At 46.2% G+C, this 25113-nt stretch carries 23 protein-coding genes; 13 read left to right on the top strand and 10 right to left on the bottom strand.

Features of this window, described 5'->3' with window-relative positions; all coding sequences use genetic code 11:
• Positions 1-24 precede the first annotated feature (24 nt).
• From mmsA to BLW49_RS18935, 3 genes are all read left to right on the top strand, one after another.
• Entirely contained in the window at positions 25-1575 is a 1551-nt protein-coding gene (gene mmsA, locus BLW49_RS18945; RefSeq protein WP_076312083.1) for a multiple monosaccharide ABC transporter ATP-binding protein, read from the top strand.
• Positions 1568-2731, top strand: coding sequence for a multiple monosaccharide ABC transporter permease (gene mmsB, locus BLW49_RS18940; RefSeq protein ID WP_076312082.1), 1164 nt, complete (start codon positions 1568-1570; stop codon positions 2729-2731). The genes mmsA and mmsB overlap by 8 nt, the downstream gene beginning before the upstream one ends.
• A 407-nt stretch (positions 2732-3138) precedes the next feature.
• The gene (locus tag BLW49_RS18935) at positions 3139-3924 is read left to right on the top strand and encodes a C40 family peptidase (protein ID WP_076312081.1); all 786 of its coding nucleotides are present in this window, start codon (positions 3139-3141) and stop codon (positions 3922-3924) included.
• A 44-nt stretch (positions 3925-3968) separates the two neighbouring features.
• Here the strand turns inward: BLW49_RS18935 and BLW49_RS18930 are convergent, their stop codons facing one another.
• A complete protein-coding gene (locus tag BLW49_RS18930) occupies positions 3969-4874 on the bottom strand; it encodes an ArsR/SmtB family transcription factor (RefSeq protein WP_083655773.1) in 906 nt (301 codons plus the stop codon).
• Positions 4875-5072: 198 nt separating this feature from the next.
• Between BLW49_RS18930 and BLW49_RS18925 the strand changes: the two genes are divergently transcribed.
• The 7 genes from BLW49_RS18925 to BLW49_RS18895 all read left to right on the top strand — a co-directional run bounded on the left by BLW49_RS18925 (position 5073) and on the right by BLW49_RS18895 (position 12690).
• Entirely contained in the window at positions 5073-6587 is a 1515-nt protein-coding gene (locus BLW49_RS18925) for an arabinosylfuranosidase ArfA (RefSeq protein ID WP_090726194.1), read from the top strand.
• A 708-nt stretch (positions 6588-7295) separates the two neighbouring features.
• On the top strand, positions 7296-7544 hold the full coding sequence (locus tag BLW49_RS18920; RefSeq protein WP_090726192.1) for a hypothetical protein: 249 nt from the start codon (positions 7296-7298) through the stop codon (positions 7542-7544).
• Positions 7545-8012: 468 nt separating this feature from the next.
• Positions 8013-8570, top strand: a complete 558-nt coding sequence (locus tag BLW49_RS18915) for a MarR family winged helix-turn-helix transcriptional regulator (RefSeq protein ID WP_090726189.1) — start codon at positions 8013-8015, stop codon at positions 8568-8570.
• Between the two features lie 71 nt (positions 8571-8641).
• The gene (locus BLW49_RS18910) at positions 8642-10099 is read left to right on the top strand and encodes an aryl-sulfate sulfotransferase (RefSeq protein WP_090726186.1); all 1458 of its coding nucleotides are present in this window, start codon (positions 8642-8644) and stop codon (positions 10097-10099) included.
• Entirely contained in the window at positions 10092-11099 is a 1008-nt protein-coding gene (locus tag BLW49_RS18905; RefSeq protein ID WP_090726184.1) for an ABC transporter substrate-binding protein, read from the top strand. The genes BLW49_RS18910 and BLW49_RS18905 overlap by 8 nt, the downstream gene beginning before the upstream one ends.
• A 13-nt stretch (positions 11100-11112) precedes the next feature.
• The gene (locus BLW49_RS18900; RefSeq protein ID WP_090726182.1) at positions 11113-11889 is read left to right on the top strand and encodes an ABC transporter ATP-binding protein; all 777 of its coding nucleotides are present in this window, start codon (positions 11113-11115) and stop codon (positions 11887-11889) included.
• A 27-nt stretch (positions 11890-11916) separates the two neighbouring features.
• On the top strand, positions 11917-12690 hold the full coding sequence (locus BLW49_RS18895; RefSeq protein ID WP_076312075.1) for an ABC transporter permease: 774 nt from the start codon (positions 11917-11919) through the stop codon (positions 12688-12690).
• Positions 12691-12765: 75 nt separating this feature from the next.
• Here the strand turns inward: BLW49_RS18895 and BLW49_RS18890 are convergent, their stop codons facing one another.
• The 7 genes from BLW49_RS18890 to BLW49_RS18860 all read right to left on the bottom strand — a co-directional run bounded on the left by BLW49_RS18890 (position 12766) and on the right by BLW49_RS18860 (position 20085).
• Positions 12766-12939, bottom strand: a complete 174-nt coding sequence (locus BLW49_RS18890; RefSeq protein ID WP_170862328.1) for a hypothetical protein — start codon at positions 12937-12939, stop codon at positions 12766-12768.
• A gap of 107 nt (positions 12940-13046) precedes the next feature.
• Positions 13047-13874 (bottom strand): hypothetical protein, encoded by an 828-nt coding sequence (locus tag BLW49_RS18885; RefSeq protein WP_090726180.1) that lies wholly within the window; start codon positions 13872-13874, stop codon positions 13047-13049.
• A gap of 192 nt (positions 13875-14066) precedes the next feature.
• Positions 14067-14537, bottom strand: coding sequence for a hypothetical protein (locus BLW49_RS18880; protein ID WP_090726177.1), 471 nt, complete (start codon positions 14535-14537; stop codon positions 14067-14069).
• Between the two features lie 123 nt (positions 14538-14660).
• Positions 14661-15128 (bottom strand): DUF5381 family protein, encoded by a 468-nt coding sequence (locus BLW49_RS18875; protein WP_090726175.1) that lies wholly within the window; start codon positions 15126-15128, stop codon positions 14661-14663.
• A gap of 114 nt (positions 15129-15242) precedes the next feature.
• A complete protein-coding gene (locus BLW49_RS18870; protein WP_090726173.1) occupies positions 15243-16310 on the bottom strand; it encodes a WXG100 family type VII secretion target in 1068 nt (355 codons plus the stop codon).
• A 243-nt stretch (positions 16311-16553) separates the two neighbouring features.
• Positions 16554-18350 carry an ABC transporter ATP-binding protein gene (locus BLW49_RS18865; protein ID WP_090726171.1) on the bottom strand — a complete coding sequence of 599 codons (1797 nt, stop codon included), beginning with the start codon at positions 18348-18350 and terminating at the stop codon, positions 16554-16556.
• Entirely contained in the window at positions 18340-20085 is a 1746-nt protein-coding gene (locus tag BLW49_RS18860) for an ABC transporter ATP-binding protein (protein ID WP_076312068.1), read from the bottom strand. The genes BLW49_RS18865 and BLW49_RS18860 overlap by 11 nt, the downstream gene beginning before the upstream one ends.
• A gap of 376 nt (positions 20086-20461) precedes the next feature.
• Between BLW49_RS18860 and BLW49_RS18855 the strand changes: the two genes are divergently transcribed.
• Both BLW49_RS18855 and BLW49_RS18850 read left to right on the top strand, forming a co-directional pair.
• The gene (locus tag BLW49_RS18855) at positions 20462-21364 is read left to right on the top strand and encodes an S-layer homology domain-containing protein (RefSeq protein WP_090726169.1); all 903 of its coding nucleotides are present in this window, start codon (positions 20462-20464) and stop codon (positions 21362-21364) included.
• A gap of 112 nt (positions 21365-21476) precedes the next feature.
• Positions 21477-21998: a Crp/Fnr family transcriptional regulator gene (locus BLW49_RS18850; RefSeq protein ID WP_090726167.1), complete on the top strand. Its 522-nt coding sequence runs from the start codon at positions 21477-21479 to the stop codon at positions 21996-21998.
• Here BLW49_RS18850 and hmpA read toward each other — a convergent pair.
• On the bottom strand, positions 21993-23198 hold the full coding sequence (hmpA, locus tag BLW49_RS18845; protein ID WP_090726165.1) for an NO-inducible flavohemoprotein: 1206 nt from the start codon (positions 23196-23198) through the stop codon (positions 21993-21995). The two genes, BLW49_RS18850 and hmpA, sit on opposite strands and share 6 nt — an antisense overlap.
• Positions 23199-23385: 187 nt before the next feature.
• On the opposite strand from hmpA, the gene BLW49_RS18840 reads away from it, so the two are divergent.
• Entirely contained in the window at positions 23386-24345 is a 960-nt protein-coding gene (locus tag BLW49_RS18840) for an EcsC family protein (RefSeq protein ID WP_090726388.1), read from the top strand.
• 112 nt (positions 24346-24457) lie between these two features.
• Here the strand turns inward: BLW49_RS18840 and BLW49_RS18835 are convergent, their stop codons facing one another.
• Positions 24458-25051, bottom strand: coding sequence for an NAD(P)H-dependent oxidoreductase (locus tag BLW49_RS18835; RefSeq protein ID WP_076312063.1), 594 nt, complete (start codon positions 25049-25051; stop codon positions 24458-24460).
• Positions 25052-25113: the final 62 nt, after the last annotated feature.

Here is a 25113-nt window from a genome sequence, read left to right as displayed (position 1 = left end):
CTTTTGATGCGGGAAGGTGAAATCATGGCTGAATATATACTTGAAATGCGTGGGATTACAAAGGAATTTCCCGGTGTTAAAGCACTGGAGAATGTAAACCTGAAAGTGAAGGCAGGCGAGATTCATTCCTTATGCGGAGAGAATGGTGCGGGCAAATCAACACTCATGAAGGTCCTGAGCGGAGTATATCCTTACGGTTCCTACGAGGGAGATATTTTATTCGAGGATCAGGTATGCGAGTTCAAAACGATCAAGGACAGTGAGGAGAAAGGGATTGTTATCATCCATCAGGAGCTTGCGCTTATCCCGTACTTGTCTATTGCCGAGAATATTTTTCTAGGTAACGAACGGGCAACCAAAGGGGTGATTAATTGGCAGGAGACAATCTCGAAGACCTCAGAGCTGCTGAAGGAAGTGGGGCTGGATGAGAATCCTAACACGCTGGTCACGAATATTGGTGTCGGTAAACAACAGCTTGTCGAGATTGCGAAGGCACTGTCCAAGAAGGTGAAGCTGCTTATTCTGGATGAACCGACAGCAGCGCTGAATGAGACAGACAGTCAAAATCTGCTCAGACTGATGCTGGAGTTCAAGAGGCAGGGGATCGCTTGTATTCTCATTTCACATAAACTGAACGAAGTATCCGAGGTGTCGGACTCCGTAACAATTCTGCGAGATGGCAAGACGATCGAAACACTGGATATGAAATCGAAGGATATGAGCGAGGACCGAATTATCCGCGGCATGGTTGGCCGTGATCTAACGGATCGCTATCCGGAACGCAAGCCAAACATTGGTGAAGTGATGCTTGAGGTCAAGGACTGGACTGTATACCACGAGCATCATGCCGATCGCAAAGTACTGGATGGAGTCAATCTCAATGTACGGCGCGGAGAGATTGTAGGAATTGCTGGTCTCATGGGAGCGGGACGGACGGAGCTCGCGATGAGTATTTTTGGAAAGGCCTACGGACAGAAAATCTCAGGCGAGCTGCGCAAGGAAGGACAGGTCATTCACAATAACACAATCAATCAGGCGATAGATAATGGATTTGCCTATGTAACAGAGGATCGCAAGGACTATGGGCTCGTACTGATCCAGGATATTAAACGGAACATTTCGTTAACCGGGATCAACAAGCTGCAGAAGGCTTCTGTTATTAATGAGAATGAAGAAGTGATCGTTGCAGAGCAAATGCGTAAACGCTTGAAGATCAAAACGAACAGCATCCATCAGGAGGTCCAGAACCTCAGTGGGGGTAATCAGCAGAAGGTTGTGCTGAGCAAATGGATCTATTCCGAGCCGGATATTCTCATACTCGATGAGCCTACAAGAGGAATTGACGTAGGGGCCAAGTTTGAAATTTACTCGATTATTCAGGAGCTGGCAAATGAAGGGAAGGCGATTATCGTTATTTCTTCAGAGCTTCCAGAGATACTCGGCATCTGTGACCGAATCTTCGTTATGAATGCAGGAAGGATCACAGGTGAGGTGGATCGGAGCGAAGCGAATCAAGAGCTGTTGATGAAATACATGACGAAGACGACCAGATCGGGAGGGCATACAAATGGATAACTTAATGCAGCTGCTCAAAAATAATATTCGCCAGTACGGCATGATAATAGCATTGATACTCATTATGATCTTGTTCGGCGCCCTTAGTGGAGGACTGTTATTTGAGCCAATCAATATTACGAACCTCATCTTGCAAAACAGCTATATTCTCGTCCTTGCCATTGGTATGGTGCTGGTTATCATTACAGGTCATATTGACTTGTCCGTAGGCTCCGTAGCTGCCCTTGTAGGTGCATGTGCCGCGATAATGATGGTGGATATGAATCTGCATCCTGTCGTAGCGGTCATTCTGTCGCTTCTGCTCGGAGCCCTAATCGGCGCATGGCAAGGGTTCTGGATTGCATATGTCCGCATACCTGCCTTTATCGTTACTCTTGCCGGGATGCTCTTGTTCCGTGGTCTAACGATGATTGTATTGGAAGGTCAGTCCATCTCTCCTCTCCCGGAAGGATTTCAGAAGATTAGTGCAGGCTTCATTCCGGACTTCGGGAATGCGGGGACGAATCTGGTAGCGATCCTTGCAGGGATTATTGTAACCGTACTCTACATTATTAATGAAGTGAAAGCACGTAAGAATCAGCAGAAGTATAAATTCGAGACCAGTTCTACGCCGCTGTTTATAACGAAAATGGTGCTTATCGCTATCGTCGTTAACGTATTCTTCGTAGCGCTTGCCAGCTATGCAGGGATTCCGAACATCCTGGTGCTGCTTGCCGTGCTTATTATAGGTTATTCCTTTGTTATGAATAAGACCGTTATGGGACGTCACATTTATGCGGTTGGTGGTAATGAGAAGGCTGCAGGCCTGTCCGGAGTAAAAACGAAGAAGGTCACCTTCTGGGTATTTGTTAACATGGGTGTTCTTGCTGCGATCTCTGGTTTGATCTTTACGGCAAGACTGAATGCGGCTATTCCAAGAGCAGGTACAAACTTTGAGCTTGATGCCATCGCGGCTGCGTTTATCGGCGGTGCTTCTGCCTCAGGCGGAATCGGAACCGTATTTGGCGCCATTATTGGTGGTCTGGTGATGGGTGTGCTGAATAACGGGATGTCGCTGATCGGGCTCGGTATCGACTGGCAGCAGGGAATTAAAGGTTTAGTACTGTTGTTAGCTGTAGCGTTTGATATCTACAATAAAAATAAGAGATCTGCATAATTTGTAAACGATTTAAAAGGTTACAAAAAGGTTAATAATTAAAAACAAAATTTATTGACGGATATAATATCCAATGTAGCTACTAGTAAGTTTATCCAATTCATATAACAGCCTTTTTATTTATAGGTCTATATACCTAATAAATTTAAGGCTGTTTTTTCTTGCTTATTTGTAATAATGTGTTGATATATAAGGATATTTTGATTTGTTTATATCATTATAATGCAGTTTAGAATTAAATCATATAACGTATTTATATAGTTTTATATACCTATATTTATAAAGGGGTGATTAGGACTAAAGTCAGATGATTTAGGTTGCTTGCCTGTCCTACAATGGGGACAGTTGATGGCAAGGTGATGTCATGAGGAATTAACAAAACCTAAAACTTCAGGAGGTTCTACAACATGAAGGTTACAAAAAAGATACTAACTGCAACTATAGCATCAGCATTAATGTTCGGCTCAGTGAGCATGCCTGTATTCTCAAGCCAGGCTTATGCAGCTACAACAACTAAGGAAGTACTCTACGGTGTTAACCTGAGAGAGAAAGCAACCACTTCTTCATCCGTCATTCGCATGCTGAAAAAGGGAGAAACCGTATCTGTTCTTGGAACATCTGGATCCAGCTGGCTTAAAGTCAAAGATACAAAAGGAAACACAGGATATATTTCTTCTTCTTCTAAATATACAAAGACAGTAAGCAGCGGCAGTTCTTCTAGCGGCGGCAGCGTCTCTGCGAACAGCACAAGTTCAAAAACTGTGGAGAAAGTGATCGACGCAGGTGAGAAATACCTTGGAACGCCTTATGAGTTCGGTGCACCACGCAGCAGCACCAAGACATTTGACTGTTCTTCTTTTGTAAGACGTGCATTCATGGATGGAGCGGGTATTACGCTTCCAGCGGATTCTCGTCAACAAGGAACATATGTTAAGAACAAAGGGAATGCAAAATCCAGCATTTCTTCTCTGAAACGCGGTGACCTGATGTTCTTCATGTCTTACAAAGGTTCGAGCAAATCCTCGTACTCCGGAATCAATAAGAGTTCAGCAAGAATTACGCATGTCGCGATTTACCTGGGTAATGGCAAAATGCTTCATACGTACTCTACGGAATCCGGCGGTGTTAAAGTCGATACTTACAAAGGCAAGCATTGGGAATACCGCTTCCTGTATGGCGGCAGCGCGCTGTAATATAATATCTAAGACAAGCCTCTTCCTGGCGGAAGAGGCTTTTTTTAGTGGTAAAGTCTCAGAATGATGTTCTGATTATAATTACCGAAGCCTTCACCGTATAATGTTAATCCACCGACATGCTTCGCGTCCTGTTCAACAGCTAGACGGAATGTCCATTGATTACGTTCTATCGGAATATCTTGTATGGTCATCTCCGACATGCGTTGTCCATCAATAAAAGTAGCCTCGTTTGTGATGCGAATGACCTTCAAGAGTCCATATTGATTCACTTCATCATGCCACCATTCCGGTGTGAAGACACCTCTGCCATGTCCCGAGTCTCCGGGGCTTGTCCATTTTCCGAGCGGTATGCCGTTTAAAGTAAAGGAAATGTCAGAAGGCCAATTGGGGTTAACGCCAGGAGCCTCAGAACCGATCTCAAATGAAATTTCAATCTCTGTTATATGCTCGTTTTGCAGCAGGTAATTAGGGATTTTATATTCTACATATCCTCGGCCAAACCATAAGATGTGTGCATTCACACGTTCGGGATCGAGAAAATAACGCGGATCATCATACTGTCCAATGACTTTTTCTGTTGTTGACAATCCACAGGTCGGATACACCTCAAACTCGGTATAATGCCCAATCGGAATAGAGGTTTCCTTATACTTGCGTGCTAGCTGCTGAACCTTATTCGGCATCACAATCTCAATCCAATCGACGGCCAGAGAATTGATCTTATGTGTTCCGCCATCCTTGCGAATCATTTTGGATTCAACAATACCGACATCCTGCAGTTTGCGGACGTGGCTGGTTACAATTGCACTGCTTAAGTCTAGAGAGGCAGCAAGCTCCTTAATATTCATAGGCTGCTCTGCAAGAAGCCGGATGATGGATAGCCGGACACCGCTGGCTAACGCTTCATACAGAGGAAGCCATTTATCCTCAGCATTTGCTCTTATCATAAGTTCTATTCGCTCCTGAATCCGTTGATTAATTCTTAACTCTTATTATAGGATTAACTATTAAATAAATTCAATTATATTTTATAAAATTCAAAATTGTTATTGCATTTAAGTTTTATTTGGATTTTAATAAAAGAGGGAATTATGAGTTACTTAAAGGATTAATAATTAAATTAATTTAAGGAGTTGGCATAATTCATGGCAGATAAGGCAAAGATGATCGTCGACAAAGATTTTCGAATTGCAGAAGTAGATAAACGAATTTATGGCTCATTTATAGAGCATTTAGGGCGTGCGGTATACGGAGGAATTTACGAACCAGGTCATGAGACTGCGGATGAAGCAGGTTTACGTCAGGATGTAATGAGACTTATCCAGGATCTTCAGGTTCCGATTGTCCGTTATCCAGGGGGGAATTTTGTATCCGGTTACAATTGGGAAGACAGTGTAGGTCCGAAGGAAGATCGTAAACGCCGTCTCGAGCTGGCATGGCGTACAGTGGAAACCAATGAGTTTGGCTTCAATGAATTCGTTGATTGGGCGAAGAAGGCTAATACCGAGGTCATGATGGCCGTTAACCTGGGTACACGTGGAGTAGACGCTGCTCGTAATATTGTCGAGTACAGCAATCATCCTTCCGGCTCCTACTACAGTGATCTGCGTATTAAGCATGGTTACAAGGATCCGCACAATGTTAAGACCTGGTGTCTTGGTAATGAGATGGATGGCCCATGGCAGATTGGACATAAAACGGCAGAAGAATATGGTAGAGTCGCGCTTGAGGCGGCCAAGGTCATGAAGTGGGTAGATCCGACCATTGAACTCGTAGCCTGTGGAAGCTCCAGCATCAACATGCCGACTTTCCCCGAATGGGAAGCGACTGTGCTTGATCATACCTATGATCATGTAGAGTATTTATCTTTGCACCAATATTACGGAAATCGTGAACAAGACTCTGCGTTGTTCCTGGCGAGATCCCTTGAAATGGATCGGTTTATCGAGACTGTAACCGCAACCTGTGATTATATCAAAGCGAAGAAGCGCAGCAAGAAGAAGATGCTCCTCTCCTTCGATGAATGGAATGTATGGTTCCACTCCAATGAGAACGACAGCAAGATGGATCCATGGCAAATTGCTCCTCCACAGCTCGAGGACGTCTATAATCATGAGGATGCACTGCTTGTTGGCTGTATGCTGATCAGCTTGCTCAAGCATTCCGACCGTGTGAGAATGGCATGTCTCGCTCAGCTGGTCAATGTCATTGCTCCGATTATGACTGAGAATGGCGGTGCTGCTTGGAAACAAACGATCTATTACCCTTATCTGCACACTTCTGTATACGGTCGTGGTCAAGCCCTTGTGCCGTTGATTCAATCTCCTAAATATGATACGAAGGAAATTACAGACGTTCCTTACCTTGAAGCGATTGCGATCCATAATGAAGAATCCGAGGAGGTTACCGTCTTTGCTGTAAACCGTCATCTCGATGAGTCTTTGCCTGTGGAAGTGGATCTGCGCAGCTTCGGCCAATGCCAGATCATTGAGCATATTGTACTCGAAAGCGATGATCTGAAAGCAGTGAATACAGCAGGGCAGCCAGATCGCGTAGCTCCTCATAAGAATGGAAATGCAGTCGTCGATGGTACGACGGTAACTGCACAGCTTGCTAAGGCGAGCTGGAATGTCATTCGGTTGAAGGTGAGTGCGAAGTAAGAGTTGAGGTTTTGAAAAAACTGAACATAATTTACTCCAGCTAAGTGCGCTGCGAGGTGAATGTGGGTTCGGATCGTAAGTTGTCTGCTGATTCCCGGAATAGATGCAGGCAAGGAAGGAATCAGCAGACAAAAAACGAGCGCTGACGCTTCCTCTCTCAACAATCACCTCTCCGCTAATCGCTGGAGGCAAACCTCAAAGGCACCTTCGCATCCCCTTTTATGGGGGGGCGGGGGTGAGGCCAGAGCCGCAAGTATGCGAAGCTCTGGCCTTTTTTTGTAAGTAGCGCTGCGAGGTGAATGTGGGTTCGGATCGTAAGTTGTCTGCTGATTCCCGGAATAGATGCAGGCAAGGAAGGAATCAGCAGCCAAAAAACGAGCGCTGACGCTTCCTCTCTCCACAATCACCTCTCCGCTAATCGCTGGAGGCAAACCTCAAAGGCACCTTCGCATCCCCTTTTATGGGGGGGCGGGGGTGAGGCCAGAGCCGCAAGTATGCGAAGCTCTGGCCTTGTTTTGTAAGTAGGGCTGCGAGGTGAATGTGGGCTCGGATCGTAAGTTGTCTGCTGATTCCCGGAATAGATGCAGGCAAGGAAGGATGGCAATAATCCTTTTTCTATGATTCAAGTAACGTATATACTAGTTAAGATTGGAGTGAAGTATTATCTTAAAGAGACAGGCTCAAAAAAATTAGTGAGAAGGTATAAACATGAAAACATACACTTGTCTTGTTTGTGGATACAACGAATTGGAAGAACCTCCTATAGATGAATATGGATATAAATCATTTATCGTATGTCCATGCTGTGGATTTGAGTTTGGCTTTCACGATGATGATCAAGAATACACCTACGAGGGTTATCTAAAAGAATGGATTCAAAATGGAGAAAAGTGGGCTTATCTTCCTAAGCCCGTTAATTTTGATTTACAAAAGCAGTTAAAAAATATTAAGCAGTAGCTGAAAATAGAAAGAAGCTGCCGTAAGACCGAGCGCACGAAACACTCGGCGGATCCTAGGCCCATTCGTATATTCATTTATGATGTTGATTGCTTCTTTCTCAAATGCAAACGAATTCTACCGCAATTCTGAGTTCAGGGCTTTTTTATATAAAAACATACTTGACAGGTTGGATTAATTGGTTTAATCTTGCAACAAGACATTTACACCACAACTCATTAAATGAGTGGTCATTAAGTAAATGTTCATTAATTAAGCAATCGTTATTTTAATACTGAAGCATTTGGTATGAAGCGAAAGATCAGCATTTGATTCATACCATTTGCCTAACTAACTCAATACATAACGGTCAGCCGATTGGACCAACCAAAGGCTCCTAACCATCTCTTCCTTCGTGATGCGAATGCATGCGTGAAGAGGTGCTAGGGGCCTTTTTGCATTCCATGGTATGCACCTGAAAGGAGCGATATGCAGGAGAAGGATTGGATTCTGATGGAAGAGGTCGATTATTTGTTCCGCAAAGTGGTACGAAGATTTGTGAAGGAGAGAGACAAGGTATCGGTGGAAGGCATCTCCCTCCCAGGTCTTCTTATCCTGAATACGGTCTTGCGTGAAGGGGATCAGCGGCTTGGAGATCTTGCAGAGCAGCTTGATTTTACCTCAGGAGCGGTGACTGCCTTATGTGACAAGCTGGAGGCAAGTGGTTATGCCATACGCAAGCGGAGTGATACCGACCGGAGATCTGTAGTTCTTGGAATTACTCCATCGGGTAAGGAAATGATTATGCGGAACAAGGATAGCGGCTCCATTATCATTGATGAGATTTTTGGATGCTTTACAAACGAGGAGCTTAAGTCTGCTGTCACTTTTCTGAACCGACTGAATGTACAGGTAGAGGGGTTGTCAGACAATGTAATTAAACGGATAGAAGCGTCCGTGAATCAGACAACCGCTAAATCAGTGAATGAGTCAGAGAGTCAATCAGACAGTGAATTAGACAGACCCAACCGATTTATATCCTACTAAAAATAATAAGAATTGCTGCAATTATATGATCCTTTGCTAGTTAAACCACAAATATGAGGGGAGAAATGAATATGGGACATCCAACGATTTATCCAACAGGGGCAACGGTATATTTGCCAGAGAAGGCATGGGGAGGGTACACGATTTTTCAGGCGGCGGATACGGGAGCACTGCTTATTGATATGAACGGCAGAGAAGTGCGGCTGTGGAAGGGATTAAGAGGATTTCCGAACAAGCTTTTTCCAGGCGGATATGTGCTGGGAAGCACGAAGGAAAGAGATCCAAAATACGGATTTCAGGATGAAGCAAATCTGGTCCAGGTCGACTGGGATGGCAATATTGTCTGGAAGTTTGATCGGCAGGAGTGGATTGAGGATCCAGGTCATGAAGGAGAGTGGATGGCTCGCCAGCATCATGATTACCAGCGCGAAGGGAATCCGGTAGGCTATTATGTCCCTGGTCAGGAGCCGAAGATAGACTCCGGCAATACGATCATTCTCGCTCACAAGAACGTACACCGCCCAGAAATATCTGATAAGGAGCTGCTGGATGACATCATTATTGAAGTGGACTGGGAAGGAAACATCGTATGGGAATGGTCAGTGAGCGACCACTTTGAAGAGCTCGGATTCGATGAGGATGCCAAAAGATCACTTTACCGCGATCCGAACTCCCGAGGCTTTGGTAGTCATGCCGGAGACTGGATGCATATCAATTCAGCATCGGTTCTAGGACCTAATAAGCACTACGATGCGGGCGATGAACGATTCCATCCGGATAATATTATATGGGATGCGCGGGAGACGAATATTATCGCCATTACGGATAAGAAGACAGGCAGCATCGTATGGAAGCTGGGACCTGACTATGGGACAGAGGAGCTTAAGCAAATCGGATGGATCATTGGACAGCACCATGCTCATCTGATACCTCAAGGATTGCCTGGAGAAGGAAATATTCTTGTGTTCGATAACGGGGGCTGGGCCGGCTTCGGAGCTCCGAACCCAGAAGCACCGGACGGCGTAAAGGTAGCACGTCGTGACTACTCCCGAATTCTTGAGATCAACCCGCTTACGCTCGAAATTGAATGGCAGTATACACCGGCAGAGGCAGGATATATTGTACCTCTTGATGCTTACCGGTTCTACAGCCCCTATATCAGCTCCGCCCAGCGCCTCCCGAATGGAAATACGCTTATTACCGAAGGAGCAGATGGGCGAATCTTTGAAGTCACACGAGAGCATGAGATTGTGTGGGAGTACATCTCTCCATACAAAAATAAAATAAATGCCAATATGGTTTATCGTGCTTACCGAGTTCCTTATAACTGGGTTCCCCAGCTCGAACAGCCTGTTGAAGTGGAAATTGCTCCACTGGATGTCGCGGATTTCCGATTGCCTGGTGCAGCTCCAAGAGGAGCGGTCAGTGCCGTTGAAATACTGGGAACGGAATCCTATGGTGAGGGAGCCTTCTGCGTAGCGACTCAGGACGAAGTCACGCAGCGAAAGGACGGGGATCAAAATGAGTAAATTGAGAGCGATCATCCGTTATGTAAGCCTTCTTGCTGCCCTTGTTCTTACGGTCTCACTGCTTAGCGGCTGCGGAACTTCTGCAGAAGGGCAAGGCAGTAAGCTTAAGCTCCGAATTGCAGATATTTCAACAAATCCGATATTTCGTGTGGCCAAGAGCAAGGGGATCTTCGACAAACACGGGATTGACGCAGAGCTTATCACTTTTGCAACACCTGCAGAAGGAATTAACTCGCTCTTCATTAAACAGGTAGATGTTGCTTTTGGAGCGGATTATCCGCTTATTAATGCAGTGAGCAAGGGAGACTACTCCATCTTCGCTTCTTCAGGCAGCGCTACCGATCAAGGCGCCAAGGAGTGGAAGCTCTATGTGCGCAATGAGATCAAGAGTGCGGAGGATTTGAAGGGGAAGAAGCTGAGCTTCTCCAGAGGTACCTTTATTCCTTACTTATGGGATGTGTATCTATCCGAGAATGGAGTGTCCTTATCCGAGGTTGAGCTCATAGGCCAAGGGGCATTTGACGAAGCTTATGTTGCTCTTCAAAAAGGAGAGATTGATGCAACCTGGATATACGGGGCTGTGCTGAATGAGAAATTCAGCGCACTGGAGGAAGCTCATGAATTGACAGATATGTCACAGACGCCTGTGCGGCTGGGTACGGGATTAATTGCAACCAATGAAGTGTTGGAAAATAACAAAGACGGCATGGTTGCTTTTCTAAAAGCGCTGGACGAAGCTTCCAAATACGCCCAAGCTAATCCCGATGAAACGGCTGATATTCTGTATGAGGAAGTCAAGCAGCCGAGAGAAGCTACGCTGAAGGACCTGCCCAATAATCCATGGAACGTTGGGTTTAGCGAGAAGGCCTATGAAGGACTGGTCGGACAGAAGGAATACATGATAGGTTCGGGTACGATTGAAACGGATTTTGATCTGAAAGAGAAGATAAATCTGGATCTGATTCGCACCGCTTTTCCGGATCGGGTTGAAGTGGAATAAGGAGGGGATACGTATGAGAGCAGCAGCAAGTGCCAATGAGATCTATATCGAGCAGCTTAATAAGAGTTTTACTCATCAGACTCAAGGGGAGCTCCATTACATCATTCAGGACGTTAATTTGACCGTCAAAGGAGGAGAATTCTTTATCCTGCTTGGTCCAAGTGGCTGCGGTAAATCTACACTGCTCAGTCTGATCGCAGGATTCGTGTCCAAGACATCCGGGCAGGTCAAGGTTGGGGAGAAAGAGGTTGAACGACCGGGACAGGATCGTGCGGTTGTATTTCAGCAGGCGGACTCTTCCCTGTTCCCTTGGCTTACGGTGAGGGAGAATGTGGAGTTTGGTCTTCGAATGAAGCGGATACCGGCTGCAGCACGCAAGCAAATTTCGGATCAATATATATCCATGGTAGGGCTTGCGGGCCATGAGCACAAGTTCCCCAGGGAGCTGTCAGGCGGCATGAAGCAGAGAGTTCAGCTGGCCAGAGTTCTATCCAATGACCCCGCTATTTTACTGATGGATGAACCCTTTGGTGCGCTGGATGCGATGACGAGACGAACGATGCAGCGAGAGCTCGTGAAGATCTGGCAGGAGACAGACAAGACGGTGATTTTTGTAACGCATGATATTCAGGAAGCGCTGCTTCTTGGGCAGCGAATTGGTATTATGTCTGCAGGTCCCTCCTCCAAAATTACGGATGTGTATGATGTCCCTTTTGCCTATCCTAGAGATCTGTCTGCACCTGAGTTTCATGAAGTCTATAACCAAATTCAATCCCATTTTGATGAATAAAGCGGATATCGGAAGGCGGAGATTTTTATGAACAAGTATAAAAAAGCTGCACTGCATATCACCTTCTGGTTCGCACTTATCATTCTGTGGCATCTGCTGTCACTTGTATATGAACCGGAAATTCTACCGGGACCAATCTATACACTGCAAGGCGGTTATGAGCTGTTCATGGATGGTACACTGCTCCAATATATAGGAATCAGCTCGTACCGGGTGCTTCTGGGCTGGACTCTTGGCAGTCTCCTGGCTATACCTGTAGGCATTACCATTGGGAAGGTGAATGCGATCCGGCTATTCGCCGAGCCGTTTCTGAATTTTATCCGGTTTATTCCGCCGATTGCCTTCATTACACTGTTCCTTGTCTGGTTTGGCATCGGGGAGACGTCCAAAATTATGCTCATTCTGTACGCAACCTTTTTTATCGTCACACTGAATACGCTCACGGGTGTTCTGTCTGTGGAAGAGGATAAGATTCGTTCAGCCAGAAGCATGGGGGCGTCAGAGTGGCAAATTGTTCTTCATGTCATTGTTCCAGCGACCGTGCCTTATATGTTCACAGGCATTCGGTTAGCTATGGGGACCTCCTTCATGGCGATTATTGGAGCAGAGATGATTGCTTCCAATGAGGGAGTGGGTTACCTGATCTGGAACTCACGGCTCTTCTTCCGCACCGACTGGATCTTTGTTGGACTCTTGTGCCTGGGGCTCATGGGATTTCTCACGGATCGAATCGTAGGACTGATCGGACGAAAACTTCTGTCCCGTTATGGGGTAGTCAGCTCCAATGCGCTGCGCAGGTAATGTGAAAAAAAGCTTCACGGCATAAGGTGGCCGTGAAGCTTTTATTTTGGTATAGAGAGGTTCAGCTCTGTTGAACTACAGATTTGGATCCTGCTCCAGATTGTTATTTTGGGATGAAGGCTGCTTCTCAAACACATGAGCTGCTTCTTCAGCAGAAAATTCAGTGTCATTCTCCCCAGGTACCGGCAGCTTGTTCAGCTTCGTGGAGTTGACCTCGGCTTTTGTAGCTTGGTTCTTAGACTTGCTCATCAGTAACACACCTCCTCCCATCTTCGCATACTCAAGTATTTTTTCAAGCAAACCTGAATTTTATACCTGTTCATGCAGGATAAGGAGGTGAGCTATACAATTAGGTATTACTGATTGGCAAATTGCTTGATCATGCCCTGAAGCTGATTCCGGAGGCTGTTCTCACCAGTACGTTCAATCGTGATGAGCGTTTCGGCATCTGATTCCTGTGGTGCATCATATACGCTCCAGAAATGGTTGTCTGTATGGAGCAGCAGCAATATGCTCTCTGCAGCCGGCAGCTCTTCCTGTGAATAATTCATAATGCTGAGGTTATCCAGGCTTCGTCCGGATGCTTGAAAATCTGCGCACCAGGATACAATCAGATCCTTATCCGCGGCATTGACAGACCATTCGTTTATTAAACGATCGGCATTTTCAAGAGAAGGGTTCTCTGTCAATTGGCTCCACTGTGATTCAGGCAGCTGGAAACGGGAGGAGGTGTCAAGCGGGAGAGTGCGTGCTTGTCCCACGTATAGGCGATATAATTCCTCTTCCCATTCACTCGGCTCTGTCCAAGTAAATAGGTGAATGCGCTGATCAATAGATAAGTGATAGAGGTACGGATCACCGGATTCGGTTCCTTTATGAATTGTCAGAACTTTCTCCTGGCCGTCCCAATCGGTGTAGCCTCTCAGCATGCTCCGGCTCTTCGCAAAATGAACAAGCATATCCAGAAGCTCAGGGACGAATTCAATTTCATTTTCTTCCATACGTACGATGAGGCCTTTGGATAGAAGACTATGAGATGCTGCTCTCAGCACTAGCTCCCATTCATTTTCTTTAAGTTCACCGTACATCGGTTTCAGCAGGCCGGCTGCGACATCATCTGCGCCCAAGGAAGCCAGTGCAAAACCAAACTCTTCGATGGATAACGTAATTAATGATTTGTCCATAAGATCTCCTTTTGCTAACGATATTTTGGCTGATTAATAGATGATTTTTGCAAGAAATGCTCTGGATAAGAAAAAAGAGGAGACATATCAAGGTGTGAATAATAGCATTTTTACGATGATAAGTTACTTTAGTCATGATCTGCCTCCATAAAATATAGGACAGTTTTGAATGGGTTCAAACTTTTGGAGTGGTCATGATTTTTTGTGTTTATTTTGATTCCAAGCTGAACGAAGCTCTTTTAGTACCTCTCTGTCCTTGTCTTTCAGCAGACTGTAAGTATAAATCCTTTTTTCGGACTTGTCGTTCAGTACAACAAGAAAGTGAGAGGGTACGGGAAGCAGGAATTTATTCATTTTCCCCTCGATACTCTCAAGCTTCTTGATCTGATGCCAAGGAATGGTCTGATTGTCGTTTAACACAATGCCTTCTTTATTATAGGAAAACAAAATATTGCTGCCGACCATCCTGACAGCGCTCCAATAAAAATGAGGGCCCATAAACCAAAAAGCTAGGAAAGCGCCAGAAGCATAATAAAATCTAAAGATCATACTATGCCTGCCATTAATGACTTCCCAGGTAAGAAATAAACCGACAATAATGAACACGAAGCAGATCAGAGTGTTACGTATTGCAGTTTTGCGTTCAAAGGTAACAGAAGTCATGATAGTATACTGCCTCCAAAAGGAAGTTGCCCAGCTCGGTTACATTCTTTTTTGCAGAGCTATGTGCGACATGCCCTTCGGCATAAAACTCGAATGCACTTCCTAAGCAGAGTAGCTTATAGATTAGGTTTTGTTTTTATTTTGATTCCAGGTGGTACGGAGCTCTTTGAGCACAATGCTTTCCCTTGTTCTCAGCAGGTTATGAGTAGTTATTTTGATTTCTCCATGACTTGTAGTAAGCAGGAAGTGAGAAGGGACGGGCAGAATAAATCGACTCATTTTGCCGTCAATATGCTCAATCTTTTTAATATTGCTCCAGGTTATTTTCTTCCCATTGTTCAGCTGAATACCCTCTTCATTATAAGAGAACAGAGTGGTACTTCTACTAATTGAGTTAAGTAGGTTCCAGTAAAAAAGGGGTCCTATAAACCAGAAACAAAGAAACGCGCCAGATAAATAATAAATACGTATTAGAAAAGTTACATCATCAGTTATAGTTGACCAAATGAGAAATATACCGATACAAAAAAATACTAGTGCTATAAATGTAAAAAGTATAGCGGTTTTACGACGATAGTTAATAAGAGTCATAAGGTGCTTCCTCCAAGGGTCTGGGTTATTCTAATGCTAGAATGAGAGACTCTTTTATCAGATGTTATTCTTTTGATGAAAAATTGATTTAAGTGATTGGAGTGATGGCTTAGATTATTTAAACAATCCGCTCACCCATTTTATTCCTTTTTCTGCTACTCCTGCAGCGATGCCACCTAATGCTGCTCCTGCACTTCCTCCAACGTATGCACCCACAGCTGCACCTACCGGCCCAAATAAAACTCCACCTATTGCTCCAACAGCAACTGCACCTGCTCCAGCTGCAGCGGACTTAATCACGACATTGGAAGCAGATACGGCGATATCCGTACCGGTAAGAGTTCCTGATTTAATTTTCGCAGCGGTCTTAATCCCTTCATCCAAGACATTCAGTCCTACGTTAATCGGAAATAGTCTCTTTCCTATCATCTTAGGAATTGCGGAAATTTTCATGCCGTATTGCCCTTTAGGTACGCCGGCTACGACGTTGCGAGTCCACTGAGGGAAGCTATTCGCTTTGCTGAAGCCGAGCCCAAGCTTACCCATCTTTAATGTCCCTGCCAACTTATCGAAGCCTTTAAGTCCCTTCATGACAAGTCCAGGATTGCGGAACTGTTTATCCATTCGGCGTGCCAGGTTGCTAAGAAAAGTATTCGGACCCTTGCCATTGACCCACTTGGCATTATGGACAACTGCCCGCGTAGGATTCTTTGGACTGCGCTTGAATTCAACGGTTTTGGTCAGCACAAGCGTGCTCGCCAGAAGACTGTACATGCCAGTTCCCGCGAGTGCCAAGTTTCCACGTATGCCATTGGCGGTATTCCATGTGTCTGACCCCTGATCAAAGAGGTTGGACAAAGTTTCCTTTACCTGTTGTCCTTGAGAATTACCGTCCGTATGTATTCCGTTGCCTGCCGTCTGATCGGTTTCGGCAAATTTAACAGCAATGGAGCGAAGCTCAGTTCCAATGGATGCAACAGAAGTGGTGAAGCTCTCCATTTGTCCGCGAGCGACCTGAAATTCTTGAAAGAAACGTTCTTGCGTAATGCCTGCCCATCTGCTCTGCAAAGACAGAATCTGTCCGTTCAGGTTAGAGATCATACTGCTAGTGAGCGTAGAAGCTTGAGCAAATTGCTGTGATATTTCCTGAATTCGTTCAGGAGGGACAACAATTCTAGTCACCTTGTTCACCTCGTTTGTATAGTGGGTTCTTACTTATATAGAAGCTGTGAAGTCATCAACTTGGTATATATACCCATTAATTGTAAGGTCAGAAACGCTGCATTGGCAACGAAAGTCGGATAAAACAGGACTTTTGTAAGAGACACATCACGGAGAACTGCATCCAAAGTCCAGCTTTTGCATCATGAACCAATAGCCGACTTAGCAGTAAAAACTGCCGGTCGGCTCTAGTGGACAGCAGGTCTATCCTGCATCATTATGCGTATGTTCCTTAGAAGTCGTACCGGATTCCAGGGCATGATCGTATAGTTCTCTATAATAGCCGCCAAGCCGCATAAGCTCTGGATGGCTGCCAGACTCGACAATGGAACCATCCTTCATGACCAGAATACGGTCTGCATGCATCACGGTGGACAGCCGGTGCGCAATGACGATCGTCGTCCTTCCGGCGGAAACCGAATCAAGTGCAGACTGAACCAACTGCTCGGTATGGGAATCGAGATTTGCTGTTGCTTCATCCAATATGAGAATGCGGGGCTTGAAGACAACAATCCTGGCAAAGGATATAAGCTGCCGCTCTCCCGCAGATAGTCCGCTTCCTCGCTCTGACAGATGCGTATCATAGCCCTCCGGCAATCTGGAGATCATCAGATCTGCACCCACATAGCTGCACGCCTCGATAACTTCTTCACGGCTGATCTCCTCACGGAACATCCGCACATTGTCAATGATTGAGCCTGAGAAGAGGAAGGGCTCCTGTTGAATGAGACCGACCATCCGGTGGAGGCTCTGCTGTGGCAGCCGCCGAATATCGATATCATCGATTAGAATGCTGCCCTCTGTTACATCATAGAAACGGTTCAGCAGAGAGATCACCGTACTCTTGCCCGCACCGGTCGTGCCTACGACACCAATCATTTCTCCAGGCCGTATCGTAAGATTCAATTGATGAATGATAGGCTGGTCCGCTGAATAACCGAAGGACACATCGTCGAATGTGATCTTGCCCTTCACTTGATCTGCAGTCAGACTTACGGCATCCACATCCTTCGGATCTGGAATTTCGGGCTCTGTACTGAGAATGCTCCATATTCTTTCCATGGAAACGGTGGTGGACTGGAACGTATTCCATTGCATCGTAATTTGGTTAATCGGCTGAAAAAACTGACGGATATAGCTGATAAAGGCGTATAACACACCAACTTCAAGAGATTTGCCGAGCACAGCCTGCCCCCCTAGCCAGACCATCAATACAAGAGCGATGTTGCCCAGTATATCAAAGGTCCGGTTAAATATAACGTTGGAGCGGACCTGACGAATATTGGCCGAATAGTAGCTTTCATTCTGCTTGTTGAACTGCTTCAGCTGCTCCTTCTCCTGATGAAAAGCCTGAATCAAGAACATCCCCGACAGGTTCTCTGCAATAAAGGCGACAAGTCTGGACAGCCGGGTTCTTGCTTGTTGATAAGTCTCCTTTAAATAATTACGGAACAGGACGGCGACGATCGCAATGACCGGAAGCACAGCCAAGGAGTATGCCGCAAGGGTAACATCCAGCTGGAACATAAAAAAGAGAATCATAATGAGCATCATGCCGTCACGAATCAGACTGAGCAGCACCTGAGTAAAGAACTGGCTGATCGTCTCGGTATCACTGGATACGTTCGTGACCAGGCTGCCGCTGTGTCTGCGGTCAAAGAAGGACATGGACATTCTTGTGATGTGCTTGAATAGATCCCTGCGCAGCGATGCGACGATGCTCTGCCCGGTGAATTGGAGCAGATTGTTCTGGATATACGTAAATATGAAGCTAATTATGGATAGAACCAAATAAAGAACAGCAATGTAGATGAGAAAACGAAGCTCTGTATTTCCGATTGCAAGATGATCATCGATTGCGATCTTGATCAGATATGGCTGTGACAGCTCAGCGGCTATACCGAGCAGTGAACAGAAGAAGATGAGTACAAACTTCATCCGGTGCGGCCGGCCATAGCTTAATATTTCACGAAATGCACTCCGATTCGGTTTAGATGCCATGATTTAACCCCTCCTCCTGAATGCGGGCAAGGGATGCATATTGTCCGCCTAGTGACATGAGCTGCCGATGGCTGCCTTGCTCCACGATCCGTCCTTCCTCCAGAACGACGATGAGATCGGCATGCTTGACCGCGCTGATGCGGTGAGAAATGATGAGTGTGGATTTGTTTTTTCGTTCCTTCTTCAAGCTGTTCAATATTCCGGTTTCGGTTACGGCATCGACAGCACTCATACTATCATCAAGAATCAGCAAGGGTGCCTTCTTCATCAGTCCTCTTGCGAGACTGGTCCGCTGACGTTGTCCTCCAGATAAGGTGACTCCGCGTTCCCCGAGAGGGGTATCGAATCGCTTCGGAAACTGGATGATATTATCAAAGATCATCGCCTGCTTCGCCGGAGCTTCTACTTCAGTCTGGGATGCACTGCGGTCGCTGAAGGCAATATTATCCCGAATCGTCGTACTGAACAGGAACCCGTCCTGCGGAACATAGGACAATTTGGAACGGAGACTCTCAAGCGTTAATTGCCTGATATCAAGACCGCTGATAAAAACGGTGTTAGCAGGCGGCTCGTAGACTCGCAGCAGCAGCTTGACGAGTGTACTCTTGCCGCTGCCTGTGCGGCCCACAATGCCGATGGTTTTGCCAGCGGGAAGGGTAAGATTGATGTTATGCAGGGCATGTTCCTTGCTTCCAGGATATTTGAAGGATAGATTACGAATCGTAATATCCTCCACCTTGCTTAGAGGAACAGCATCCGGCACTTCTTGGACATCCGGAATTTCAGCCAGCAGGTTATTTACCCGGTCGAGCGATGCGCTGGACCGCTGCATCATATTGATCACATTCCCAATCTGCTGAAGGGGACCCATAATCATGCGCAGATACAGAGTTAGCGCGACGAAGCTTCCCAGGCTGATCGTATTCTGTATCGTCATATAACCGCCGATGACAATGGAGATGACTAGAGACACGGCCCCGAGCAGGGGCAGAAGGGCTTGAAACAAAGAGGACAGCCTTACGAGCCGCAGCTGCTTATCCCGGATGGCATCAACAGAGGCACCGAATCGGTTCTGCTGGGTCTCCTCTATGGCAAAGGTCTTGGTTACTCGAATCCCGCCTAGCTGCTCTTCAGCAGACTCGGTCATGGATGCAAGTGCTTCCTGCACATGCTTGGATCTCTCGCGGATCCGTGGTCCGAAATAGACAACGAGCACCGGAATGGCAAGCAGTGGACCGACGCTGATTGCAATCAGAGTTAGGGGGATTCCGTCAATCATCATCATGACAATGCAGGACAGGAGCAGGAAGACAGCGTTCGTTGTCTGGTTAATTCCATTTGAAATCGCTTCACGTACCGAGGTTACATCGTTCATCACATAGCTGAGCAGTTTTCCCGTACCTTGCTTGGCAAAATATTTCTCACTCAGCTCAGAAAATTTACCGAACAGCTTCTCACGAGTGACGTACTCAAATCTGCGTCCGAGCCGCATTATCATAAATTGACCCAGGCCAAACAGCGCATTATAAGAGATGGCAATGAGGAGCAGCTGCAGGCTGTAATAAATAATTTTTTCCATGGTGAGTGTTTGAAGCTGGAGTTCATCTGTAAAATTACCAACCACACGGGGGAGTAAAGCCTGATCAATATTAGAGATGATAATCAGCAGGATGGCAGCGAGGTAGGAAGGCCAGTGAGAACCGACATAATGGCGAAGCATACTTCGATCTTGCATAAGGCAAGTCATCTCCTTATTTTTTTAGTTAGACACGGCAAGAAAAGGGCAGATGCCTTTTTTATCAAAAAAAAGCATGCATGCCCCTTCACATACATAAACGTTTTGTTCGCATTCCTAACCGAAAGCTAGAAGATTCATCGGTAAACAACATACATTTAATTCTTATGCATAATACCTTCGTTGTCAAACCATCAAATATGTAAATATCAGTGGAAATAATTTAAGAGACGGATGGAGAGACTTCAATCTAAGGTTAATTAAGGATATGGAGCGGAGAACCTGGGGCAAGTGAAACATTTTGGAGCCGGAGCTCGTTTAGAGTGTAAATCGAGATGGAAAATATAGATTGACTAAAGATGGAGGCTGGTTACTAATGAAGCGTAGAACGATTAAAGCATCTGTAGCTGCAATGAGTATCGCGATGGCACTGGGCGGAGCGTCCGCTTATGCATTTGATGATGTCAGCTCGAAGGAGCAGCTAAGTCTGTTGGATTCACTGAGAAGCAAAGGGATTGTGAGCGGAGTGACGAGCCAGCTGTTTCATCCAGAGCAGCGGTTGACTGAGGCGCAGGGTATTCAAATGATCGTAAATGCTTATGACTTGAAAGATGAAGCAAATGCTGAAGCCGTACGCTGGTATGATGGAGCAGTGAATGCTGCCAAAGCACACGGTCTGTCCGTTCCTGAACAATTCGATGCGAGTAACAGCTTGACGAGAGAAGTGTTTGCCCAGCTGCTGTATGAAGGGCTGAATACGACAGGAACCTATCCTGCGATTCTTCGTTACAACTTTATTGCCGATGGTGACAAGATCAACAAGGAATATGAGAGCTCAATTCAAACCTTGCTGAACATGAATATCGTCAGTTTGAACGATAAGGATGAATTCAGACCGGATGAAGAGCTGACCCGAATGGAGGCAGCGGAAATGGTATTTAACGCACTAGAGGTTGTAGATCGTTATGGAAACGGCGGGGGTTCTGAGGAACAACCAGGTACGGATATTCCGGGGAGCGGCCAGCAGGCTTATGTACCTGAAGTGACTTCCCAAACCGTAGATGAGAAGACGATTAAGGTCAAGCTCAGCTTGGAGCTGCCAAATCCGGGCTATGGACTTGAGATCAAGAAGGTAGAGCTTGGGAAGGATGGCAAAGCGATAATTAAATATCAGATTATCCAGCCTGACCCGGACAAGATGTATCCACAGGTCATTACGGAGCGTACAGCGGAAACCAATATCCCATCCGGATATACGCCGCTCGTAGAGCCTTTTTAATAAAAATGTTTCTGAATATAAAGGAAGCCTCGGAATGTATTCCGGGCTTCTTTTTTGTTAAGATGAATCAGTATCATCACTCAAATGTATTATAGAAAGCTGGAGGAAAAACATGATTTTACATAAAGGCGAGATTCTTTTTCGTCAGGGAGATACTGGGCCGCTGTATCATCTTCATAAAGGCTTGCTAAAAATCGTCCGAATTCAGGAGGATGGCAATGCCTATCTCGTTAATCTCATCGTACCCGGAGAAACCATTCCTCATCATAGCCTGATCAGTCCGGGTCCTTGTTTCGGAACGGCTATAGCTCTAACTACATGTGAGATTGAAGTGATCCCTTCCACAGCATGGTACCATGCTTTGTCGGAGCAGCCCGCGAAGTATCGGGATATCGCACTTCTGCTGCAAAATAAGGTTAGAATGATGCAGGAGAGAATGGATCAAATGACAGAGACCAGTCCCGCAGAACGACTTCGCCGGCTTCAGGGATGGCTGGAAGGTTACCTCGCTCCAGAGAAAATGACCGATGTGCTCACCCAATCCGAGATCGGACAGCTGATTGGTCTCCGAAGAGAGACAGTTAACCGTTTGCTGAGAGCAGGTACATCGGAAGTGCAGGAGCCGGACTTATAGCTGCTCTTTGGGTCCGAAGAATTCATAATGCAAATCCTGCTCCCGTACACCCCAGTCCAGCAGCATGCCCCGAAGACTCTTCATGAACAAGGTCGGTCCGCAGAAGTAAAAATGAGCATCTGTCGTCTGAACGACCTCTGCAAGCCAGGCTGAATCGATTCTCCCTGCTCTGTCGTAGCCCTCATCTTCGGATTGAGGATCGCTGTAACAGAAATAAGCAGACAGACGGTCATGCTCCTGTTCCAGTTGCCGGAGCTGTGGTCCCATGGCTTGGACCTTCATGTGCTGAGCTGCATGAATGAACGTAATGTCACGTTCTGCGCCGCTGGCCAGTTCAGACTGAAGCATGCTGATGAGGGGAGTGATGCCGATGCCTCCTCCGATGAGCACAAGCGGACGATCATCCTGGATCTCAAGCTTGAAGTCTCCTGCAGGTGCTGACAGCAATAGGGTGTCGCCTGCGTAAATCTGATCATGGAGATAGCTGGATACTCTGCCCGCAGGTGAATCCCCTCTGGCGGTCTCTTTCTTGACACTGATCCGGTAATGCGGCAGACCGGGAGCGCCCGACAAGCTGTACTGACGAATATGGGTATATGAATCACCTGGAATTTCAACTTTCACACTAATGTATTGCCCAGGATTGAACGGAGCGAGCGGCGATTGATCTGCAGGCTGTAAGTAGAAGGAACGGATAATGTCACTTTCGTCCACGGTTTTTACGACCTCAAATGCACGGAAGCCTTCCCAGCCTCCAGGCTGATCTGAAGCCTCCTCATACATTTTGGCCTCCATTTGGATAAATACGTCGGCAATGACCTGGTAAGCATTCCCCCACGCCTCAATAATCTCATCTGTAGCGGCTTCACCCAGTACATCCTTGATGGCCATCAGCAAATATTTGCCTACAATCGGATAGTGCTCCGGCTTTACGCCGAGGCTGCGGTGCTTATGGGCGACTTGGGTAACAGCAGGCAGTACAGTTTCAAGTCGATCAATATATTTGGCAGCAGCGTATACCATCGCGGCTAGTGCTGCTTGCTGCTTGCCTTGACTCTGATTGGCATGATTGAAAATATGGAGCAGCTCGGGATGATGTTCAAACAACAGCTTATAGAACCGCCGTGTAATCTCATTGCCGTGCACTTCGAGCACAGGAACCGTGGATTGAATGATTTTGATATCTTGAGTACTTAACATAAATAAAGCCCCCTCTGTTGAATTAGTTCAAGTATAGAAGAGACATAAGGGACGAATTGTGATTTGGATCACACCTAATGTGAACAGGAAATGAAGAATAGAAATGCATCTTTTCTCCATTCTAAATCGTATACATGTTGTGAAATTTAAGAGAAATGAATAGAAGGAGAACGTCATTATAATGAAGATGGAACATGCCGATGAATTGAAGAGCCAGCTGGCTGACATAGAGAAATGGGAGAACGAGCAGAAGGATATCTTTTTTTGGGAAAAGCTTGGCCGGCTGCCCTTTGTGATGCTGGATAAGCTGACGCCGAAGATTGTTCGCGACAAGCTGGGAGATGTCCTGAATGAAATGGGTGCTTTTATTCAGAATGGCGGTAAATTTCTGGTTAACCCAAAAACGGTGCTTCGCCGGATTAATAACATACTGCAAGGTGAAGCTCAGGAAGGTTCCACTAAGGAAGGTTCCACTAAGGAAGAAGACAAGAAAGGCAGTATGAAGACGCTGTTCAAACAGCTGAGCACAGCCGCTTCAAGCGTCACTGCGAGTGTAACAGGCAAAGGCCAGAAGCAGAAGGATGCTGACCATGAAGAGGCCTCTGCCATTTCACTTGAACAGGTATCACACCTGCCTGTCTTGGTAATGGACCAGGTAGCAGATGACATTATCTCGGAGCGCGTGAAATTTGCAGCGGCAAGCGGCGCAGCTACCGGGGTCGGCGGATTTATTACGATGGCTGCAGACATGACGCTGGTTCTTGGCAATTCACTCAAGACGCTCCAAGAGATCGCCATCTGTTACGGCTATGATCCGAATGATCCCATGGAGCGAGTATTTGTACTCAAATGTCTTCAGTTCTCTTCCGCCGACATCGTCGGAAAGAAAGCGATCCTAACCGAACTCGCTACCTTCGATGAAGAGCATACGAATGCTGAGGTCATATCCCAGATCCAGGGCTGGCGCGAGGTGGTCAATACGTATCGGGACAGTCTTGGCTGGAAGCAGCTGTTTCAGATGATTCCCATCGCAGGGATTATATTTGGGTCCATCAGCAACAAAGGAACGCTGTCCGATGTGTCTGAAGCAGGGAAAATGCTGTATAAGAAACGCCGCTTGCTCAAACGATTGGCAGAGCTTGCGTAGAGACTTACGCTCAGTCATACAGCAACCCCGCATGGGCATGTGGATAACGGCATGGGAACCACAGCAGGATACGAATCAATCCTATCGCTTGATGCATAACTTTTCTGTAACGTCAGGCCAGCTTGGCTCCAAGCTTGTGGATTTTACTCAGCCACTGCTGTTTCTTAACGTCTGTCGATGTTTTAACCGGACCGATTTCGGTAATTTTTCGTGTCTTGATTCCGCAGTAACCGAATATACCTTGTGTGACCACTCGGTGTCCTGCCCTTCCATATATGAGCCGATAATACAAGGATGGAGTGTCCATCGTGACAATAAGGTGGGCTGTCTTGCCGGTAAGAAGCTTATCCCAGAGCAGACTGCTCGGACGCTGCAGATAAGCATAGTGGGGAAGAAGAATCCGATCAAAGAAGCCTTTGAGAAGCGCTGGCATGCTTCCCCACCAGAGGGGATAGATCAGGACAATGTGATCCGATTGCTTGATCATCTCCTGAGCATACAGCAGGTCCGGCTCCAGCTCAGTCCGTTGTCTGTATCCGTATTTGAGGTTGGGGTTGAAGCTCAGCTCGCCGAGCTCAAGCAAGTGAACGGTTGCTCCTTGCTCTCTAGCTCCCTTCATATAAGCTTGAGCGAGTGCGGTGCAGTAGCTGTCACGATCAGGATGTCCTAGTATAATCGTAATTACGGGTAGTTGAGATTTACTCATATCATTTAATCCTCCTAATGGATGCGTGTGAAATGTTCTTCGTTACTCATCATATAGGAAGT

Source organism: Paenibacillus sp. PDC88 (assembly GCF_900106725.1).
Classification (GTDB): Bacteria; Bacillota; Bacilli; order Paenibacillales; family Paenibacillaceae; genus Paenibacillus; species Paenibacillus shunpengii.
This window is presented reverse-complemented; position numbering and strand designations above follow the sequence as displayed.